The sequence below is a fragment of the uncultured Psychroserpens sp. genome, assembly GCF_947501425.1.
Taxonomy (GTDB): domain Bacteria; phylum Bacteroidota; class Bacteroidia; order Flavobacteriales; family Flavobacteriaceae; genus Psychroserpens.
In genome coordinates this window covers 207,575-229,130 of record NZ_CANMVN010000003.1, presented here as the reverse complement: position 1 = coordinate 229,130, position 21,556 = coordinate 207,575, and the positions used below count along the sequence as shown (strand labels likewise).

Annotated in this window: 16 protein-coding genes; 10 read left to right on the top strand and 6 right to left on the bottom strand. The window is 35.1% G+C overall.

Going from position 1 to position 21,556, the window contains the following annotated elements:
• Positions 1 to 28: 28 nt before the first annotated feature.
• Entirely contained in the window at positions 29 to 916 is an 888-nt protein-coding gene (locus Q0951_RS05960) for a Brp/Blh family beta-carotene 15,15'-dioxygenase (protein WP_299335412.1), read from the bottom strand.
• Positions 917 to 1,032: 116 nt separating this feature from the next.
• On the opposite strand from Q0951_RS05960, the gene Q0951_RS05955 reads away from it, so the two are divergent.
• Together Q0951_RS05955 and Q0951_RS05950 are read left to right on the top strand one after the other, a co-directional pair.
• On the top strand, positions 1,033 to 1,764 hold the full coding sequence (locus tag Q0951_RS05955; RefSeq protein ID WP_299335410.1) for a bacteriorhodopsin-like: 732 nt from the start codon (positions 1,033 to 1,035) through the stop codon (positions 1,762 to 1,764).
• 95 nt (positions 1,765 to 1,859) lie between these two features.
• The gene (locus Q0951_RS05950; RefSeq protein WP_299335408.1) at positions 1,860 to 3,089 is read left to right on the top strand and encodes a class I SAM-dependent rRNA methyltransferase; all 1,230 of its coding nucleotides are present in this window, start codon (positions 1,860 to 1,862) and stop codon (positions 3,087 to 3,089) included.
• 59 nt (positions 3,090 to 3,148) lie between these two features.
• On the opposite strand, the gene Q0951_RS05945 is transcribed toward Q0951_RS05950, so the two are convergent.
• Positions 3,149 to 3,649, bottom strand: coding sequence for a nicotinate-nucleotide adenylyltransferase (locus Q0951_RS05945; RefSeq protein ID WP_299335407.1), 501 nt, complete (start codon positions 3,647 to 3,649; stop codon positions 3,149 to 3,151).
• A gap of 156 nt (positions 3,650 to 3,805) precedes the next feature.
• On the opposite strand from Q0951_RS05945, the gene Q0951_RS05940 reads away from it, so the two are divergent.
• From Q0951_RS05940 to Q0951_RS05925, 4 genes are all read left to right on the top strand, one after another.
• Positions 3,806 to 4,753 (top strand): nitronate monooxygenase, encoded by a 948-nt coding sequence (locus Q0951_RS05940; protein WP_299335405.1) that lies wholly within the window; start codon positions 3,806 to 3,808, stop codon positions 4,751 to 4,753.
• 122 nt (positions 4,754 to 4,875) lie between these two features.
• Positions 4,876 to 5,196, top strand: coding sequence for a YtxH domain-containing protein (locus tag Q0951_RS05935; protein WP_299335403.1), 321 nt, complete (start codon positions 4,876 to 4,878; stop codon positions 5,194 to 5,196).
• A gap of 168 nt (positions 5,197 to 5,364) precedes the next feature.
• Positions 5,365 to 6,534, top strand: a complete 1,170-nt coding sequence (locus tag Q0951_RS05930) for an alpha/beta hydrolase-fold protein (protein ID WP_299335401.1) — start codon at positions 5,365 to 5,367, stop codon at positions 6,532 to 6,534.
• 517 nt (positions 6,535 to 7,051) lie between these two features.
• Positions 7,052 to 7,501 carry a hypothetical protein gene (locus tag Q0951_RS05925; RefSeq protein WP_299335400.1) on the top strand — a complete coding sequence of 150 codons (450 nt, stop codon included), beginning with the start codon at positions 7,052 to 7,054 and terminating at the stop codon, positions 7,499 to 7,501.
• Here Q0951_RS05925 and Q0951_RS05920 read toward each other — a convergent pair.
• On the bottom strand, positions 7,496 to 8,071 hold the full coding sequence (locus Q0951_RS05920; protein ID WP_299335398.1) for a GNAT family protein: 576 nt from the start codon (positions 8,069 to 8,071) through the stop codon (positions 7,496 to 7,498). The two genes, Q0951_RS05925 and Q0951_RS05920, sit on opposite strands and share 6 nt — an antisense overlap.
• Before the next feature lie 315 nt (positions 8,072 to 8,386).
• On the opposite strand from Q0951_RS05920, the gene Q0951_RS05915 reads away from it, so the two are divergent.
• A complete protein-coding gene (locus Q0951_RS05915) occupies positions 8,387 to 13,756 on the top strand; it encodes a T9SS type A sorting domain-containing protein (protein ID WP_299335396.1) in 5,370 nt (1,789 codons plus the stop codon).
• A gap of 69 nt (positions 13,757 to 13,825) precedes the next feature.
• Here Q0951_RS05915 and Q0951_RS05910 read toward each other — a convergent pair whose 3' ends face one another.
• Positions 13,826 to 14,461 (bottom strand): esterase, encoded by a 636-nt coding sequence (locus Q0951_RS05910; RefSeq protein WP_299335395.1) that lies wholly within the window; start codon positions 14,459 to 14,461, stop codon positions 13,826 to 13,828.
• Positions 14,462 to 14,501: 40 nt separating this feature from the next.
• Here Q0951_RS05910 and Q0951_RS05905 point away from each other — a divergent pair, with 40 nt between their 5' ends.
• Positions 14,502 to 14,924, top strand: coding sequence for a PaaI family thioesterase (locus Q0951_RS05905; RefSeq protein ID WP_299335393.1), 423 nt, complete (start codon positions 14,502 to 14,504; stop codon positions 14,922 to 14,924).
• Positions 14,925 to 14,929: 5 nt separating this feature from the next.
• Complete coding sequence (locus Q0951_RS05900) at positions 14,930 to 16,045, top strand: chorismate-binding protein (RefSeq protein WP_299335391.1); 1,116 nt, start codon at positions 14,930 to 14,932, stop codon at positions 16,043 to 16,045.
• Here Q0951_RS05900 and Q0951_RS05895 read toward each other — a convergent pair.
• Positions 16,042 to 16,392, bottom strand: coding sequence for a ribose-5-phosphate isomerase (locus Q0951_RS05895; protein WP_299335389.1), 351 nt, complete (start codon positions 16,390 to 16,392; stop codon positions 16,042 to 16,044). The two genes, Q0951_RS05900 and Q0951_RS05895, sit on opposite strands and share 4 nt — an antisense overlap.
• 18 nt (positions 16,393 to 16,410) lie before the next feature.
• Entirely contained in the window at positions 16,411 to 19,644 is a 3,234-nt protein-coding gene (locus Q0951_RS05890; RefSeq protein WP_299335387.1) for a S41 family peptidase, read from the bottom strand.
• Between the two features lie 96 nt (positions 19,645 to 19,740).
• Here Q0951_RS05890 and menD point away from each other — a divergent pair, with 96 nt between their 5' ends.
• Positions 19,741 to 21,501 carry a thiamine pyrophosphate-binding protein gene (menD, locus tag Q0951_RS05885; protein WP_299335385.1) on the top strand — a complete coding sequence of 587 codons (1,761 nt, stop codon included), beginning with the start codon at positions 19,741 to 19,743 and terminating at the stop codon, positions 21,499 to 21,501.
• The last annotated feature ends 55 nt before the right edge of the window (positions 21,502 to 21,556 follow it).

The following is a 21,556-nucleotide window of genomic DNA, read 5'->3' as shown; positions in this document are numbered from 1 at the left end:
AAAACGCAATCAGAAATGGTTGCGTTTTTTATGTTTTATGACTAAACATTTTATTGATCACTAATGCATGTGGAAATGTTACAGCAGCGATAAATGAAAAAAACAAAGCATAAAACATAGCTCTCTCTTTAAATAATACATAGACCAATGCTATGCTTACAAGTGATATAATCCAATAGGGAAGTGCTTTTTTGCAATAGTTCAATACATTTTTTTTGTTGAATGTTCCATAAATAAAACCAACCTGCTCATAAAGAGAGGGCACACTATGCCAGAGAATGAAATAAATAGTAAAGCCCCAAATAAGTGTTGATACTTTGAATATAATAGTAAACACCATTAAATAAAGGAGTTCCTTTATCAAACTATTTTTAAACACCTCCGATTTCAATAATAAAATAATGATTAATACCAACAGCGCAATGCTATTGCTAATAAATGAGTAAAGAATCAAAGATTCTTCCAAAATATATCCAGAAATAGATTGAACAACCTCAATCACATCATCAGGATTTAATACAAACAATAACTGTAATACAAACAGTCCGTACAGTATGTAAAGGAGTTGTTTCAAGCCTTTAGAAATGGATAATGTTCTGTGTTCCCAATGCTGTTCACCAAAATGAAATGCACTAAAAAGGACAAAAAGTATCAACCCCAACAAAGGTAAAAAGTAGAATACAACTACAGCTGCTAAAACAATTATGATGTACGTGAATAAAACCCTGAACATTGGAAATCTGGTTTTAGGGTTTGACATAGAATTAATAAGTAAAATATCGTTGGATCCATGCAAAATACCAAAAGAGAAAATAAAAATAAATCCTAAAACAACTTCAAGCTCTCCCGGAAATAGGGATGTCACCCATAAACCGAAAAAACTAAGAACTATTGAAAGATTATAAATTTTATACATAATTATTTGCAAGATTAATAATTAATAACTAAAAATTTTGTTAAAAATAAAATAATTTTGTTTAACAATGTTTAAATTTGATTAAACAAAAAAATAATTAACAAAAAAAAATCGTTATGAAAACTCTTTTACTTCTAACTGACGTTACTACAAAAATGGATCCTTCTGATTATGTTGGGTTCACATTTTTTGTAGGCTGTATGGCTATGATGGCTGCTTCAGCGTTTTTCTTTTTATCTCTTAACCAATTTGATAGAAAATGGCGCACTTCGGTGCTCGTCTCTGGTTTAATTACATTCATTGCTGCTGTACACTACTTCTACATGAGAGATTATTGGGCGGCAAATATGGAATCACCTACATTTTTCAGATATGTAGATTGGATTTTAACTGTACCGTTGATGTGTGTGGAATTTTACTTAATTCTTAAAGTGGCTGGAGCTAAACAATCATTGATGTGGAAAATGATCTTATTTTCTGTAATCATGTTAGTAACCGGATACTTTGGAGAGGCTGTATATCCAGATCAGGCAGCTCTTTGGGGTGGTATCTCTGGATTGGCTTACTTCTACATTGTGTATGAAATTTGGTTAGGAAGCGCTAAAAAATTGGCTGTTGCCGCAGGAGGAGAAATACTAAAAGCACATAAAATATTATGTTGGTTTGTATTAGTTGGATGGGCAATCTATCCTTTAGGATATATGCTGGGAACAGACGGATGGTATACAAGCATACTTGGATCTGGAAGTGTTGATGTTGCCTATAACATCGCAGATGCAATCAACAAAATTGGTTTTGGTTTAGTAATATATGCCTTAGCTTCAAGTAAGCAAAAAGCAAATGCATAGATAAATAATAAAGAAATATAAAAAAGCGCGATTTTTAATCGCGCTTTTTTTATGCATACTCATAATAATTATTAAAATCCTGCTATTTTGCACCTATGAACTTTTCGTCTACCATTGAAACTTCGATTAAGCAAAAACGTCTGGCCGTAAAACTTACTGCAAAGGGTGAAAACTATGTGCAACAAGGTCATCCTTGGGTGTTTTCTGATAGTATCACTAAGATTAATAATGATGCTGAAACAGGTGATTTAGCTATAATTTTCGGAAAGCGAAAGAATACCATGATTGGTATTGGTTTATATGATGGCAACTCGCCAATTCGTATCAAGATGATTTACAATGACAGTAGATCAGTAACAATTAATGATGAGTTTTTTCTTCGGAAAATTCAGAATGCATATAAAAAACGAGTACCACTTTTAGCAACAGACACGAATAGTTATCGATTGATCTTTGGGGAGAATGACGGTTTTCCTTCTCTCATTGCTGATGTCTATGATAGGGTTTTAGTGGTTAAACTTTATTCTGAAATTTGGTTGTCTGACCTAAAAACTATTCTGGAAAGCTTAATTGAAACCTCACACTGTAAAACAGTGGTATTGCGATTGAGTCGTGGGTTACAAAACTCCTCAGCTCATGAATTAAAAGACGGAGAAGTGGTTTATGGAAGTCTGGACAATGAGGTCGTTGAGTTTGTCGAACATGGCGTAAAGTTTTCAGCCAATGTAATTAAAGGACACAAGACAGGCTACTTTTTAGATCACAGAGAGAATAGAAGGCAAGTTGGATTGTTAAGTAAGGGAAAAACCGTTTTAGATGTCTTTTCTTATGCTGGCGGTTTTTCGGTGCATGCCTTAGCTAATGGAGCAAAAGAAGTGACAAGTTTGGATATAAGCAAGCAAGCTCTTGAAATTGCAAAAGACAATGGAAGACTAAATGTCTATTCTGGAGTCCATAATACTATAGCAGGAGATGCCTTTAAAATTTTAGAACAGCTCATTTCAGAAAAAAAGCGATTTGATGTAGTTGTCATTGATCCACCAAGTTTTGCAAAGCAACAATCTGAAATTCAATTAGCAAAAAAGAAATATGCGCAACTAGCAAGATTAGGAGAGCAGCTCACAGCCAGAGAAGGTTTATTAGTATTGGCGTCTTGCTCCTCTAGAGTAACTGCTTCTTCATTCTATGATATTAATGAGCAAGCATTAAAATCGACCAAACGTTCTTTTTCCATAGAGCAGAAAACACAGCATGATGTGGATCATCCTATTGGATTTCAGGAAGGAGCTTACCTAAAATGTGCGTATTACAGATTTCATGATTGAATACATAAAAAAAAGCCCAGTAAGAATATTACTGGACTTTTTTAACTGCTTAAAGAGTACTACTGAAAGTTTCCTTGTTCATCCAGTTTCACTTTCATTTTTTTGTCACCATTTTCAAGTCGTACTTTGTACTGCTTGTTGGCAACATCGTTGTTTTTATGAAAGCTTACCTTATACACATCGCTAACAACAGACCAATTTGGAAAGCGTTTAGCAATAGCATTTTGTACTGCTTTAGGAAGTTTTACATTTTTAAATTTCTCAATGGTTCTAATAAGCTTACCGTTTTTGTCATAAGCTGCAAGAATTTTTCCATCTGGAATATAAAATGTTACGTAATGTGTGTCATATTCATCATTATAAAGTTCATAACCCTTAAGATCGAACATGGCAACTTTCTCTTCTAACATTTGTACTGTCAGCGAATTCTCTGCAGAATCAACTGCGTTTAAATATTTATAATTTACCGCAGTAATGATTACTTCAGGAAGTTTTACAATTTGAGAATATACCTGGCTACTTAATGCAAGTAGGAGTATAATCATAGCCGATTTTTTCATGATTTCATATTTTATGATTTTCAGCTTAAATATATATTATAGAGGTAGTTGCTGCAATGATATATATCAGATACAACTCTTTTTTACATTGCTAATCAATCAGATGTTATGCGTGCATAATATTTTATTATATTTGCTAAAATCAATTTGATATTCATGGACACTAAGCTCACTCAACTTCTCAATATTAAATACCCTATCATTCAAGCGCCAATGTTTTTAGTATCTAATGTAGCAATGGTTACTGAGGCTATGAATGCAGGAATTGCAGGTTGTATTCCTGCTTTAAATTACAGAACATTAGATGAATTGCGTGATGCTATAAGAACACTTAAGGCTAATAAAGTAGAAGGTGGCTCATTTGGTTTTAATTTGATAGTCAATAAATCAAATATTAAATACAAAGGGCAATTAGAAGTGCTATGTGAAGAAGGTTGTGATTTTATTATTACATCTCTCGGAAGTCCTGAGGAAACCATTAATCAGGCACATGCTGTTGGCATTAAAGTATTTTGTGATGTCACTGATCTTCGCTTTGCTAAAAAAGTTGAAAGTTTAGGAGCAGATGCAGCCATTGCTGTAAATAATGAGGCTGGTGGTCACCGTGGAAATTTATCTCCAGAAGCATTAATCAAGGAATTAAATGATAATTTATCTATTCCTGTTATTTCTGCTGGTGGTGTGGGTTGCAAGGCAGATATTGACAAAATGTTAGGATATGGTGCCGAAGGTGTGTCTGTTGGAAGTCCGTTCATTGCCTCTGTTGAAGCTGGTGTAACCGATGACTATAAGCAAGCTTGTGTAGACTATGGAGCAGAGGATATCGTCATGACTGAGCGTATCTCCGGAACACCGTGTACAGTGATTAATACACCTTATGTTCAAAAAATAGGAACCAAAGCCACCTGGATTGAAAATCTACTCAATAAAAATCGAAAGCTTAAAAAATGGGTTAAAATGGTGCGTTTCTCCATTGGAATGAAAGCCACTGAGAAAGCCGCTAAAAAAGCAACCTATAAAACAGTTTGGGTGGCTGGACCGAGCATTGAACATACTAAAGAAATTCTTCCTGTTAAAGCTATTGTTAAAAATCTTATTTCATAAATAAAGCTTTACTTATGTTTTCTGTGCTTAAAGTTTAAATCATTGATTATGAATTTGTTTGTAACAATTTTGTAATTTGATAGACTCATATAGTAAACAAATTAATTTTAAAAATACAGGTCATGATTCATAAAGGAGCAATAGTGTTAGGTGTATTATTAGGCGCAACAGCTGGTGTGTTGTTAGCACCTGAAAAAGGGAGCGTAACACGAGATAAACTTAAAAAAGAAGGTAAGGATATTAAAAACCAAATCGTTAAAGATTTTACAGAAGTTAAAGAGGACGTCTCTAAAGCTGCAGCTTCTGGTAAAGAAAAATTTATAGAAAAATTTGATGACTTTGCTTCTAAAACAAGTTACAAAACAGAGCAAGCCATTACATTTATTGAAAAGCAATTAGCAATTCTAAAAGAAAAGAATAAAACGTTACAGAAAACAAGTTAATACAACTTATTATTTATATTTAAAGCATTGCTATTGGGTTTTATCCTGATAGTTGTGCTTTTTTTGTTACAGATGCTAACTGTAACAATATTACTAAAGGCTCATCTTTAATATAACCATCAACTAAAATGCTTATGTAAAATAATACCTATCATCAAAATCAAAATTATGAAGTTATTAAAAACCATTTGCATTTTATGCATCGCTTTTTCAACAATTCAAGTTGAAGCTCAAGATTCATCTAACATCGAACATGTTATCAATTCCGAAGTATTTAACAAAGAACGAAAAGTAAGAGTCTTTCTCCCTCAACGCTATAAAAACGACACCATATCAAACTTTGCTGTGGTTTATATACTCGACGCACAATCTGATTTGTTTTGGAATATGGCCAAAGGAAATATTGGATATACCGTTGATAATTATGCGTCAATGCCAATGATTGCTGTTGGTATTGTTTCTGATAATCGTGGATCAGAGTTTAATCCAGAAAACACAGAACTTCAGGAGCATTTGAAAAAGGAAGTTTTTCCGTTGATAGAGAAAAATTACAGAACTGATGGATTTCGAACAATAGTTGGACATTCCTGGGGAGGTGCCTTCGTTAGTAATACGTTATTCAGTGAAAATAAGGATATGTTTGATGCTTACATTGGTATAAGTCCGTCCTTTGGTGACACAGACAATATTATTGAAAAAAATGCAGCTAAAATGCTAAAGAATAATACCGTTTTTAGAAAGTACTTATACTTGTCTCATGGAGATGTTGGTAGAAGAGAGTTAGAGTTTGGAGGTTATGTTAATAGTATTGACAAGCTGATAAAACAATATCCAAATGAATCCTTGGCTTGGGAACCGCGTTTAATTGAACGCGTTGATCATTGGCAAATTGTTGGTCCTTCACTTTGTGATGGATTAGTGAGTATGAGTAGAAATTATTTTGCTGATCAGAAGATTATGGAAGACCTATCAAAATCGTCTTCAGGTGATTTAAAAGCACAAGTAGAAGCATTTAATAAAAAGCGAAAGATGTTATTTGGTTATGTGCACGAACCTAGTGCATCTTATTTGAATTTTGTAGCTAATGATTTTAGAGATGTAGAGGATTATAAAACTGCATTAGTGGGATATCATATGGCATTAGATAAAAAACCAAATGATGTTAAAGTGTTTGTTAATATTTGTGATGTCTATGATAAGATCGGAGATAAAACGAAGGCGAAGTCTTCTTTTCAAAAAGCACTAAAATTAATGGATGAACAAAAAGATGAGCTAAGTGAAAGTTACTACAGAGATGTATCTGAATGGATAAAAAAGAAATTGGAGAGCTACAATTAGTATCTTTTTTTACCAAAAGTTTTATATTGAAGGGGAAAATGTTTTAAAAAATTGTCCCCTTTTTAATTCGCTAAGCGTCTTATAATTGTAAACAACTATTTTTCCAGTTATCATTACAAAAACTGCTATAGTTGCAGAGCGTCTAAAAGCAAAAGATTTTGAATATACCAATTGGAACCAAATTTTAAAATGGTATGAAGCATTATATGTATTGCTACCTATGCCAATTTATGTATTAACGATGGTGTGATTTGTATTCAGAATAAAGATTTTGAAAAAACTAATTCATATTTTAAACAATTAAACCCTGAAGACTTAGTACAAAGAGTTTATCTATATCATGCAGCTAAAGCCGATTATTATTCACAAAAGCAAGATTTTAAAGTAGCTCTAATTCATATAGATAAGGCGTTGTAGACTGTGATAAACGATTTAGAAAGACAATTTTTGGAAAATAAAAGATTAGATTTTTTAAAACGTTAGGATATTATTTCTTATGTTTAATAAAACTAGCTTCATGAGATTACTATTACGATTTTCAGTTATTTTAATGTTTGGAGTATTCCTAGGTTGTAGTAATGATGAAACTGAAATGCCAGTTATAACTGACCCACTGCATGGAACATGGAATATGATTAACCAGTTTGGTGGATTTGGAGGTGAAAATACAGATTTTGAGATTGGCGACCGTTACTGGACTTTCGATACTGAAAATAGTATAGTCATTGCTGTTGATAATACATATCCTGATGGTACAGGTATATTAAATCAAACCTATGATTATGTCATTGAAGATAACGATAATGGCATTCCAATTTTAAAAAAGGCATTTTATAATGAGGATGGAACATTAGATGGTACAATTAGAATTGCTGGTATTACAACCTTAACAGACACTACATTGGTATTGGATATGAATGTATTTTCATTCGATGGTTTTAAATGGACTTTTGAAAAAGCATTATAGTTTGTTCATGAGACTGACTTTAATTGTCTCCCACTCAGGTTTTAAAATCCCATAACAACAGGTATTTCGTCGAAATCCATCTTTCATAAGTGTATCTTGTCGCAGAATGCCTTCAAGTGTAGCGCCTAATTTTTCAACGGCTTTTCTAGACTTTAGATTACGCTGGTCAATTCTAAATTCCACTTTTTCAAATTCTAAGGTTTCAAAGGCATATTGGAGCATTAAAAATTTCATGTGTGTGTTAAGTCCTGTAGCTTGAAATTCATGTCCAATCCAAGTCCAACCAATATGAAGGACTTTATTTTTCCAATGAATCAATCCAAAACGTGTGCTTCCTGCATATTTCTGTTTGTCCTTGTCATATATAATAAAAGGAATGATTGTTTTTTGTTCATAGCCTTCCAAAGCAATCTCTACATAGGCTTTTAAATTTTCCGAAGTTGAAATATCGCTAGGAGAGTAGTAGATGAGATCTTTTTCTTGCGCTATATCAATGAGATTTTGGTAATTATTAAGTGTAAGCGGACTTAATCTTACGCGTTTATTTTCAAGAGTAGGGTTCATATTCATAGCACAATATTAAGCTCTAAAAATATTCAAAATAATGTAAATCAAAAACTTAATTGTAAGTTCCTAAAAATGAGTTTGTCGGATTTTATTTACCATTGCTCAGTAAAACTTGGCAGTTAATCGAATTAATTGTGAGCTAAGCTTTTAATACTTATATATTTAATCAAATACTCCCCACAACGAGTTGCTTTTAAGTAGCTTAACGTATTATAATAGCATTTTAATCTTAGGTTGATTAGTAGCATATATCAGCCCTTCTCTATACATATAGAATCTATAATGTGATGGTTTAACTTATAATAAATCAACTACATTATGAACATCTTTGCTATTTCTCCAAAAATCGTATTCAAAAGAGTATCGTTTCTGGTCGTACTTCTATTTGGCTTCCATTTATCTTTTGCTCAAAATGACACACCTTGTGAAGGTGCGCAGCGATGGACTCAAGGCTCTACATGGCTTCCAGGTGGATCAATTGATGACGCACCTAATGCTGCATTTCCAAACGGTATTATTAGATGTGGAAGTTCTGCTGAGACACAATCTCAGATCATGCCTTATAATAATTCTGTTTATGATGCTACACAATTTGAAATTGATATTTCTGGGATACCATGTGTAGATCCAAGTACCCAAACAACAGTATTTCCTTTAAACCCGACAAATGGAGAACCTATTATTTGGTTAAATTTTGATGTTAGGGCATTTGCAGGAAGTTTTGAAATTCAGATAAATGACAATTCTGGTGACAACATTGCATGGGTTTTATATTCTTCAAATGTTCATCAAGCAGGAACTACTTTGGCGGCTAATGGACAAGAGTTAAGTGGAGATTGTGGCGATCTTAAACGTATAGCCTGTGGTGTTGAAAGTTCAAGTACATGGAATACTATACCTATTGAAGGAGAAGATTTTTTAGAACCTGCAAATATGTATTTAGCAGTATGGGATCAAGATGCCGATGGTGATTTAGCTATAAACAATTTTAAGGCAAGATTTGGATGCGGAGATAGTGATGTAGTAATCTGCTCACTTAATGTTGAAGATCCATTAGTATCTTGTGTATCAAATGGAACTTATTCTGTAACAGTTCCAATTAATGGAGCTAATGGTCAATATAGTGCTACAGATCCAAACGCATTATCTATTTCAAGTGACGTATGTCTAGGGAATTTGGGTGGAGGAGCTCTATCTGGCTCTTTTACTTTAACTTATAATCAAGGTACTGATTTCAATATTGATATTACTCCTGTTATTCCCTCTACTGGTTGTGAAGACCCGCTGAATCCTACCCAATGTACTGGTAATGTATCTGGAGTAAGTCCTCCGCCTGGTACTAATGATATAAATGACAGTGCTGAGGTGTGCTCTGGCGATTCATATTTTTGGTCAGTAGATGGTAATACCTATACAGCAACAGATTCTCCGGTAGTTTTAAACTTAACTGACATCAATGATTGTCCTTATACAGCTACACTAACTATTACTGAATATAATATCACACCAGACGATACCGCTTCAGGCGAAGTTTGTGAAGGTGATAAATTCACTTATGAAGGAATGGAATACGAAGTTGGATCTTATGATATTCCAAAAGTAGATGCTAATGGTTGTCCATACACTACAGTGTTGACGGTTTCAGCATATCCTGTGACACCAGATATTATTACAGATGTTACGGTTTGTGAAGGTGATTCATATCTATGGTCAGTAGATAACAATTCATACACCATAGCAGATTCACCAGTGATCCTAAATTTAACAGATAGTAATGGCTGTCCATATACTGCGACTTTAACGATTTCAGAAGATGATGCACCAGATGCAGGAGAAAATGGAACATTAACCGTTTGCGAAGGTGTGACACCAACAGATAATGAATTATTTAATGCCTTAGGCGGAAATGCAGATGGCGGCGGAATTTGGAGCGGACCAGTAGGTAATGTGTATACTTATACATTCCTGGCTTCAGGCTCATGTCCGGAAGTGTCGTCAACAGTTACGGTAAATAACTATCCAGTAACTCCAGACGATACCGCTTCAGGTGAAGTTTGTGAAGGTGAAACGTATACCTACGAAGGCAACGAGTATGCTGTTGGCTCTTATGATATTCCGAGAATAGATGGCAATGGTTGTCCGTATAAAACAGTATTAACCGTTACCGCTTATCCAGTGACACCAGACGATACCGCTTCAGGCGAAGTTTGTGAAGGAGAAACATATAACTACGAAGGCAACGAGTATGCTGTTGGATCTTATGATATTCCGAGAATAGATGGCAATGGTTGTCCGTATAAAACAGTATTAACAGTAACTGCCTATCCAGTGACACCAGATGATATTGCTACAGGTGAAGTTTGTGAAGGTGAAACGTATACCTACGAAGGCAACGAGTATGCCGTTGGCTCTTATGATATTCCACGAGTAGATGGCAATGGTTGTTCGTATAAAACAGTATTAACCGTTACCGCTTATCCAGTGGCACCAGACGATACCGCTTCAGGTGAAGTTTGTGAAGGAGAGACATATAACTACGAAGGCAACGAGTATGCTGTTGGCTCTTATGATATTCCAAGAGTTGATGGCAATGGTTGTTCGTATAAAACAGTATTAACCGTTACTGCTTATCCAGTCACACCAGACGATACGGCTTCAGGCGAAGTCTGTGAAGGGGAGACTTACACGTATGAAGGCAACGAGTATGCTGTTGGATCTTATGACATTCCACGAGTAGATGCTAATGGTTGTCCGTATAAAACGGTGTTGACCGTTACCGCCTATCCAGTAACACCAGACGATACCGCTTCAGGAGACGTTTGTGAAGGTGAAACATATAATTACGAAGGCAACGAGTATGCTGTTGGCTCTTATGACATTCCACGAGTAGATGCTAATGGTTGTCCGTATAAAACAGTACTAACCGTAACCGCTTATCCAGTAACACCAGATGATACAGCTTCAGGCGAAGTTTGTGAAGGAGAAACATATAACTACGAAGGCAACGAGTATGCTGTTGGCTCTTATGATATTCCGAGAATAGATGGCAATGGTTGTCCGTATAAAACAGTATTAACCGTTACTGCTTATCCAGTAACTCCAGACGATACAGCCTCAGGAGACGTTTGTGAAGGTGAAACGTATAACTACGAAGGCAACGAGTATGCAGTTGGCTCTTATGATATTCCACGAGTAGATGCTAATGGTTGTCCGTATAAAACAGTATTAACCGTTACTGCCTATCCAGTAACACCAGATGATACCGCTTCAGGCGAAGTTTGTGAAGGTGATAAATTCACTTATGAAGGAATGGAATACGAAGTTGGATCTTATGATATTCCAAAAGTAGATGCTAATGGTTGTCCATACACTACAGTGTTGACGGTTTCAGCATATCCTGTGACACCAGATATTATTACAGATGTTACGGTTTGTGAAGGTGATTCATATCTATGGTCAGTAGATAACAATTCATACACCATAGCAGATTCACCAGTGATCCTAAATTTAACAGATAGTAATGGCTGTCCATATACTGCGACTTTAACGATTTCAGAAGATGATGCACCAGATCCAGGAGAAAATGGAACATTAACCGTTTGCGAAGGTGTGACACCAACAGATAATGAATTATTTAATGCCTTAGGCGGAAATGCAGATGGCGGCGGAATTTGGAGCGGACCAGTAGGGAATGTGTATACTTATACATTCCTGGCTTCAGGCTCATGTCCGGAAGTGTCGTCAACAGTTACGGTAAATAACTATCCAGTAACTCCAGACGATACCGCTTCAGGTGAAGTTTGTGAAGGTGAAACGTATACCTACGAAGGCAACGAGTATGCTGTTGGATCTTATGACATTCCACGAGTAGATGCTAATGGTTGTCCGTATAAAACAGTATTAACCGTTACTGCCTATCCAGTAACACCAGATGATACCGCTTCAGGCGAAGTTTGTGAAGGTGAAACATATAATTACGAAGGCAACGAGTATGCTGTTGGCTCTTATGACATTCCACGAGTAGATGCTAATGGTTGTCCGTATAAAACAGTATTAACAGTTACCGCTTATCCAGTAACACCAGACGATACTGCTTCAGGTGAAGTTTGTGAAGGTGAAACGTATAACTACGAAGGTATTGAATATGGTGTAGGAATGTATGATATTTCCAGAACTGACATTAATGGCTGTCCGTACAAAACAGTGCTAACTGTCACTGCCTATCCAGTGACACCAGATGTTGAGGAAACTGTAACTATATGTTACGGAACTCTATACACTTGGGATTTGGCAGGTACAGATATACGCTATAGTGCAGCAGATTCTCCGGTAGTACTAGACTTACTGGACGATAACGGCTGCCCTTACACTGCAACATTGATTATTAATGAATATCCTGAAGTTGAAGATATCGTTGTTGAAGCTGAGGTTTGTCCTGGTGATACGTATACATGGCCTTTAAATGGTGTTACTTATGATGTATTTGATTCTCCTATTACATTAAGTCTCTACGATTCTAATGGTTGTCAATATAATGCTACATTAATCCTTAATGAGAAACATATTGAAATATCACACCCTACATTAGAGATCATATGTCTCCAAGGCGGTAATGTGCCACTATTTGGTGGTCAGCCAGAGGGTGGAGTATATTCAGGACCAGGAGTAATAGATGATAAAGGTATTTATAGTTTTGATCCTACTGTTCTGGGAGAAGGTGTTCACGGTTTAACTTATACTTACGGAATTGGTACTGGTTGTGAAGTAGGAATCAAATTCAAAGTAGAAATAGTAGATTGTTGCGTTGATGAAGATGCCTATGCTTATGCACCAGATCCAGGAGGCGATTACGAATGGTGTTTCTTAGATTCAGATCAGTTGTACGAGAATGATTGGGGATGGACCAATGGTGGTTTAGACCTTGAGACACAAGATCAATTTGGAAATTATAATACCTATTCGTTTGATCTTTATGTAGATTCTGATAATGATTGTGATCCTACAGATGAAGACTCTCTAGCAATGTTAGTCGGTTCTGTGACCTTAGTAAGAGAAGGTAATGACATTATTGTGACCTACGAAGTTGACGACTCGCTATCTGATGATTTCGATTTCGAATTAGGTAATGTAAATGTGCATTTAGATTGTGAAGCTTTTCCATGTGAAGATACATCAACTGGTAATCGAAAAATGACCACTAAAGAAAGGAGAGTCTGTGTAAAGACCACAGATCCTAATGAATATGCGTACTCTAGTTTTTCAGATGATGGTAATACAGCTACTATTACTATTCCGGTGAATAGTGTATTACAAAATGGCTGTTTAGATGATTTCTACTTAATTGCTTATGCTGATGTTGAAGTATGTGTGCAAACTGAATACGAAGGTGAAAAAGATAGAATAACAGATATGATTGATAATTCTTTTGACTTCAAAGCATATCCTGTACCATTTAAAGATATAGTGAATATTGCTTATGAGTTAGATTTTGATTCAGATGTATCTATTCAAATTATGGATATCAGAGGAATGGTATTAGAAGATGTAACGATTAAAGGTTATATCAAAAATACAGAAGGTAAATCTCAGTTTAACTTATCTAATATAAAAGACCAAATTCTATTTGTTCGTGTTACTACAAATCGTGGCAGCGTGCTTAAGAAAATTGTGTCATCAAATAAAAAGTGATACTGTAAACTGAGACATTTTGAATTTAATTATTTAGTAAAGAGGTAGTCATTATATGGCTACCTCTTTTTAAATAAGATTATGTATTAATTCAACATTGACCTCATGGACGCCTTCAAAAGGAATAATTTCTAATTTGTCATTGAATAACTCTCTCGCTTTTTTAGATTCTTGTTCCATTCGTGCGTCATCGAGATATTCATCGTTTGTGCCATAAATGAGTGTAGCCTTAGCATTAAAAAATTCAAAATCTTTTGCTGAAAGCTCTTTTGGAATTCCACCAGAATGCAAGATGAGTTGCGAGCATTGGATCTGGCGTTTAGACACATAACGCATAGCTACACTAACACCTTGCGAATAGCCTAAAACAATAAGGTTCTTAACTTCGGAAATTTGCTCATGCTCAAAAATTGAGTCATAATACCTCATTACATTTTCGGTTTCCATTAGTATGTTTTCTCGTGTTAACCAGCTTGCTCCAACATGTTTAAATTGAGGTGAGATGTAATATTTGCTTTGAGCTTGAGGTGCAATAATGTAGTTTTCTTTTGGGTCTAACCCTCTAAAATACTTGAGAAAATAACGACTCAAATACCCCATGCCATGACATACAAACCAAATATTTTTAGTCTCAGATGTCAAGGTGTTTAATGTAGAATAACTATTGGTAATGGTATAAGAAATTTCCTTTTCTGTAGAATTCATTTTGTATTTTTGTTATCGACTTTAAAAATACAGTATTTCTATGCAATTATCTAAAGAGAAGGTGTTAGCTCGTGCTAATTCAGTATGTAAAAATACCTTAATGGAAACCTTGAATATTGAGATGGTAGATTATGGAGAAGATTTTCTGATTGCCAAAATGCCTGTTGATTCGAGAGTTTACCAACCAGATGGAGTATTACACGGAGGCGCTACTGCTGCTCTAGCCGAAAGTGTAGGTAGTTTTGCTTCTCATATATTTTTGGACATTGAAAACATGTTTGTGCGCGGACTTGAAATCACTGCTAATCATCTTAAAAGTGTCTCAGATGGACATGTTTACGCTAAAGCTACATTTTTACACAAAGGCAGAACGACGCAACTTCTGGATATTAGAGTAACAGATGATCATGATAATTTAATATCTATTTGTAGACTCTCAACCATTTCACTTCCAAAAAAGTGATGCACATGTCTGAAAAGGATTTCTTTTTACATATTGAAAAACATTACACATCTCAATTACCTTTTGTAGCCTACCGAAAGCCAAATAAGACCATTGTAAAGGCTTTGTTTCAAAACAATAGTACCATTCATATTGTTGATGATTTTTCAGAGAACGGATTTATATTTTCTCCATTTGATTCTGAACATGCAACGATTATCTTTCCTTCAGAACACTGCAATATGATAACTTCTGAAATGTCTTTTTCTTCGGAAATAGTCCCAAAGAACAATCGGGAACTACATGATGAGAGTAAACGAGAACATCATGTCAATTTGGTTCAGAAAGGTATCGATCACATCACTACTGATAGCGTAAAAAAAATTGTGTTATCCAGAGTTGAAACTGTTCCAATATCCGAAGATACACCTTTAGACATATTTCAATCCTTACTAAACCATTACCAAAACGCCTTTGTTTATATCTGGTATCATCCTGAAATAGGATTGTGGTTAGGTGCTACTCCTGAAACACTTTTAAATGTAGAAGGACAACGTTTTAAAACCATGTCATTGGCTGGAACACAACCTTACAATGGCCATCTTAATGTAGATTGGAATTTAAAAAATAAAGAGGAGCAACAGTTTGTAACCGATTTTATAATTGATGGTTTAAAACCATTTGTAGAGCGTTTAAATAGCACAGAGGCTATGACCATTAGAGCCGGACAATTATTACATTTGAAATCTGAAATTTTTGGCACCTTAAAACCTGATTGTTTAAAAGATGTAATTCATACCTTACATCCAACACCTGCTGTTTGTGGATTACCAAAACACAACGCCAAAGCATTTATCTTGTCTAATGAGAATTACAACAGAGAATTTTATACTGGATTTTTGGGAGAACTCAATATTAAAACCACAAAGACTAGAAATACCAATCGACGAAATGTTGAGAATAATGCATATGCTTCAGTAAAAACTACTAGTCAGTTGTATGTGAATTTACGCTGTATGCAAATCAAGGACCAACACGCTATGATTTACGTTGGAGGCGGAGTTACCAAAGATTCAAATCCCTTAGAAGAGTGGGATGAAACAGTTAATAAGGCGCAGACTATGTTGTCTGTATTGACTTAATTAAACCATACCGCATAACGTTGTCGTCGCAACTCTAATGCCAGAGTTTCTTCCATCTTTAAAGCCTCAGCTCTCGTTGCCATGGGTTCTATGTGATTGTATAAACTTGGTCTCAAATACAAGCCGTATTTCTCAACAATATTAGAGGAGAGTTTGTAGCCTTTCTTATTCCTGTAACCTGTTTTATGTTGTAAAAAGCGTTCCTTGGGTGTCTTACTGGTCATACCAACATATAAGCATTGCAACACACCATTAAATTGGGGATTAGCATTTCGAAATCTGGCGTGTTCTGTAAATACACGTTTAGATAACTCTACAACATAAACACGATATTGGGTTTTTGACATTTATAATTTGATTTAACCTTAATCCACAGACTTCAACAATTCTCTAACTGCAGCTTCAATTTGTTCATCCTTTCCATTAGTGATGTTGTCAAATCCATTTTTTACCTGAATATCTGGAAGTAGTTCTTTATTTTCTAGAACATCGCCTTTAATATCTAATACCTGCATGTTAGGAATTCCGAAGACGATACCATTTTGAATGCGTTCCCACCATACAAAACTACAAGTTCCAGGAACAGGCATTCCTACTAGTTTACCAATCTTTAAATCTTTATATCCAGCAGGAGTACAATGCGCATCAGAATAGTTAGATTCGCCGACAAGCATAATACTTGGTTTGGTCCAACGACGTTGAGATTCCATACCAACAATTTTCCCGCCGTTTTGGAATTCCATATATTTTTTACCACTTAAGAATGTCGTCACGTCATCTACCAGATCACCACCACCATTAAAACGCGTATCTACAACTAATGCTTTTTTGTTCACTTCTTCTCCCATGACCTCTTCTAAAAACTCTCTAAAGCTTCCATCACTCATGTTTCTAATATGCATATAACCAATTTGATTATTTGATAATTTGTGTACCATCTCACGATTTTTCTTGATCCATCGTTGGTAACGTAATTCATTTTCGGCACCAATTGAAATTGGCTTTACACGTTCTTTCCATCTGTTTTTGGTTGAAGGATTGTAATAAGCAATGGTTATTGCATCTCCAGATTTTCTATTTAATAATTTATAATAATTGCTATTTTGTGCAATGGTTTCTCCGTCGATAGCTTCAATAATAACACCAGCTTTTACTTTTTTATCACTGTTAATCAACGGACTTCCTTCAATGACTTCAGAGATTTTGATACCGTTTCCTGAATGTGTGTCATCAACAAAAACTCCTAAGGATGCTGTTTGGTCACCTTTACTATTTGATGCTCTAAATCGCGCACCAGTGTGCGAAGCATTAAGTTCACCTAAAAGTTCACCTAAGATATCTTTAAAGTCGTAGTCGTTGTTCACGTGTTGCACAAACTTTTTATAGTTTGAAGATAATTCATCCCAAGGCGCTCCATGGAGCTTAGGATCGAGAAATTTTTTCTTCACCTGTCGAGACACATGATCCATGAGGTATAAACGTTCGGCAGATAAATTGAATGACATTTCATCTTTAATTCCTACAGAAGTTTTCTTACCAGATCCAACTTCAACTTTAGAAATTCGTCCGCCACTCAGTATGAACACTTCTTTAGCATCTTTGCCAAACACCATAGAACCACCACGTCCATATTTACCCAAAGACTTGATCTCTTTCGTACGAAGATCGAGTTTCCATAAATTTGCCTGATTGTCAACACGACCAAGATATAACAACGATTTTGAATCTTTGGTGATTAACATATCAGATAAGCGCGTTGAGAATAATGAAAGTTTTGCTTTACGCTTATGAAGATTGTCAAATTCAATAGTAATTGGTTTTAATTCCTTTGCCTTGTCTTTAGCATCTTTATCTTTCTTTTTATCGCCTTTCTTTGCGTCTTCATCTTTCTTGTCGTCTGTTTTTTCATCTACCATAAATGAAAATTCATCTTTATTCAATTTGAATTTATCAAAAGCTTTCTGAGTTAAAAACACACCATATACATCTAATTGTGACGGACCAGTTTTAGCTACACTATGCATACCATTTCGATCTGAAGCCCAATACAATATAGAACCGTCAAGAGACCATTGTGGTGAGAAATCACTAAATCCACTTTTTGATACATTGATAAGTTCTCCTGTGCCATCGGCTTTTAAAATGCCTATTTCACCAAACCAATATTGGTCAGGATAAAAGGTTATGGCAAGCCATTTACCATCAGGACTCCATTGAAATTCTTGGTCACCATCAGCATACGAGAAATGTTTTTCACCATTATGAATAACGGTTACTTTTTTCGTTTTTACATTTATCGTTCTCAATTTAGTGCGCTCTTCTAAATACGCTACCTCTTCACCAGTTGGAGAAAATAGAGGTTGGAAGCTCTCCGAAGAATCTTCGAGTAATACCTCTTCTTTGAGTTCTATAGCATTTACAAAATACTTTTCGTCTTTATTTGCTATGGTTTGTGTGTACAAATTCCAGCTGTTATTTCGTTCGCCTGCATATACAATAGTTCTTCCATCTGGACTAATATCGATACTGCGTTCCTGTTCTGGAGTTTCGGTTAATCGTCGTGTTAGGCTTCCATCTACTGAAGTAACAAATACATCGCCTCGATGAATAAATATCAATTCTTTTCCGTTGGGAGAGGGAACCATATCTGTTACATTTCCGTTGACAAAAAGAAGCTCATTATCCATTAGTGATTGATCACCTCCAACATTGACATTCAATTTTTTTGGAGACTCACCAATATTTTGAGTGTAAATAGCTCCATTAAAACTATAACAAAGGATATTATTGTTTGATACTGAAAGGTGCCTCACGGGATGCATTTTGAAATCTGAAACCTGAACAGCCAAACCTGGATCAGAAAGCGTAGAGCTGAAAACGTTAAATGTTCCTGAGCGTTCTGATAAATAATAAAAAGTATCACCAGGACCAAAAACAGGGTTACGGTTTTCGCCTTTAAAATCTGAAAGTTTTGTGTATTGTCCCGATGTTGATTTTATCCATATATCTCTCGTAACCGAAGAGGTGTGATGTTTACGCCATTCGTCTTCATAACCTTTTATTTCTTCAAAAATCATATCGCCTTTGGCGTTATTTTTAGCTTCATAAGCTGGAAAACTTGATATTTGCTTTGGCATGGAAGCAGAAAGATCAACGCTATATAACTCCCCAAGTCTGTGAAACAACAAAGATTTTTCTCCATCAAGACGAATACTATTAAACCAAACTGCATCATTATTTTGTGAGAAATCTGTAGGCATATCATCTGCCGAATGGAAGGTCAACCGTTTTACATTGGTTCCGTTGGCAGTCATCACATACACGTCAAAATTACCATGTCTGTTTGAAGCAAATGCAATTTGTTTACCATCATGAGACCAAACTGGTTTCGTGTCGTATGCACTATGACTTGTAAGTCTGGTTGCTTTTCCACCATTGACCGAAACCACATAGATATCAGCATTATAAGTAAATGCTATTTGATTTCCGTTAGGAGAAATTGCGGTATGTCTTAGCCAGAGATTTTCGGGTTGTTGAGCGTTTGTGGTATTTGCAATAAAAACAATGCTGAGAAGAAAAATGAGGGAATTAATTTTCATGTTTTTTGAATTGATTATAAAGTTGTGAAAGTTAGTAAATTAATTGTAGTAATTCTTGTTTTTTTTGACCCGTAAATTAAATAACTTTGTCATTAGATGAAGTACCCTAAAATTCCGCTTGCACAAACTGTGGTTCAGTTGTGTAAACTCAAAAATATTAAGCATATTGTAATTTCTCCTGGAAGTAGAAATGCACCACTCACTATTGGTTTTACAAATGATGAATTTTTTCATTGTTACAGTATTGTTGATGAGCGTTGTGCGGCCTTTTTTGCTATGGGAATTGCACAACAATTACAAGAACCTGTTGCTGTTGTTTGTACCTCAGGTAGTGCATTACTTAATTACTATCCAGCAATCTCAGAGACCTTTTATAGTGACATACCTTTGGTTGTGTTATCTGCCGACAGACCTAAGCATTTAATTGAGATAGGAGACGGACAAACAATCAAACAAAAAAATGTATATGAGAATCACATTCTGTATTCGGCTAATTTAAAATTAGATCTTAAAGACGAGCATCGATTATCAGAAAAAGAGGAACTGCCTATTTTTAAGAACCTTGAGAACAAGCTAGAAAGGTTTTTAGGGCTACAACAAGATATTCAGTTGTATAATGAAGAAGAAATAAGTAAAGCTCTAAGTTTAGCTAAACTGAAAAAAGGCCCAGTACATATCAATGTGCCTTTTGATGAACCACTTTATGAGCGTGTTGAGGAGCCTACTGTTCACCCTAAACCTGTTTTGATTGATCTTAAATTGCCTAAAATTGATCAGGCAGAACTTAAGGATTGTATAGATGAATGGTATGTGTCCACTAAAAAAATGATATTAGTTGGTGTATTGCCGCCAAACCAAATAGAACAGCAATGGCTCAATGAATTGGCTGAGGACGACAGTGTTATCGTCTTTACAGAAACCACATCAAATTTGCATCATTCTAAATTCCTACCAAGTATTGATAAGATCATTGCTCCTCTTGATGAGGCTGAGTTTAAAGCGTTACAACCTGAAATTTTAGTTACTTTAGGAGGAATGGTAGTCTCTAAAAAGATCAAAGCATTTTTACGAAAGTACAAGCCAAAACACCATTGGCATATTGATGAGAAAAAAGCCAATGATACTTTTTTCTGTTTAGATAAACATATTGTTGCAACGCCTAATGATTTCTTTTCAGAGTTTTTACCAAAGATTACCCATGTTACTAAAAGTAGCTATTTAGATACTTGGTCTACTGTGAAACAACACCGTAGTAAGAAACACTTGGAATATATTAAACAAATTCCATTTAGTGATTTTAAAGTATTTAGCGTGCTGTTGAAATCACTTCCAAATAAATCAATATTGCAATTGGGAAATAGCTCTACTGTACGTTACGCTCAGTTATTTAATATGAATTCGTCTCTTGAAATATATTGCAATCGAGGAACTAGTGGAATTGATGGAAGCACATCAACAGCTATTGGATGTGCAGTTGTTTCAAAAAAACAAACAACTTTTATTACTGGTGATTTGAGTTTCTTTTACGATAGTAATGCGCTTTGGAATAATTATGTGCCAAATGATTTCAGAATTATTCTTATCAATAATCAGGGAGGTGGTATTTTCAGAATTCTCCCAGGACATAAGAATACTGACAATTTTGATTATTTCTTTGAGACTAAACACAACTTAACAGCTAAACAGCTTTGTGAGATGTTTCATTTTGACTACTTAACAGTTAAAAATGAAGATGAATTGCAAATGGCATTGAAATCATTTTATAAAAATTCAAAACAACCTCGTCTTATGGAAATTTTTACACCTAGAACAGAAAACGACGAAATTCTTCTTAATTATTTTGAGTTTATTAAATAAATGTGACTTTACCCATTTTAATGTGTCCAATAAATAACTATATTTATAGACCGAA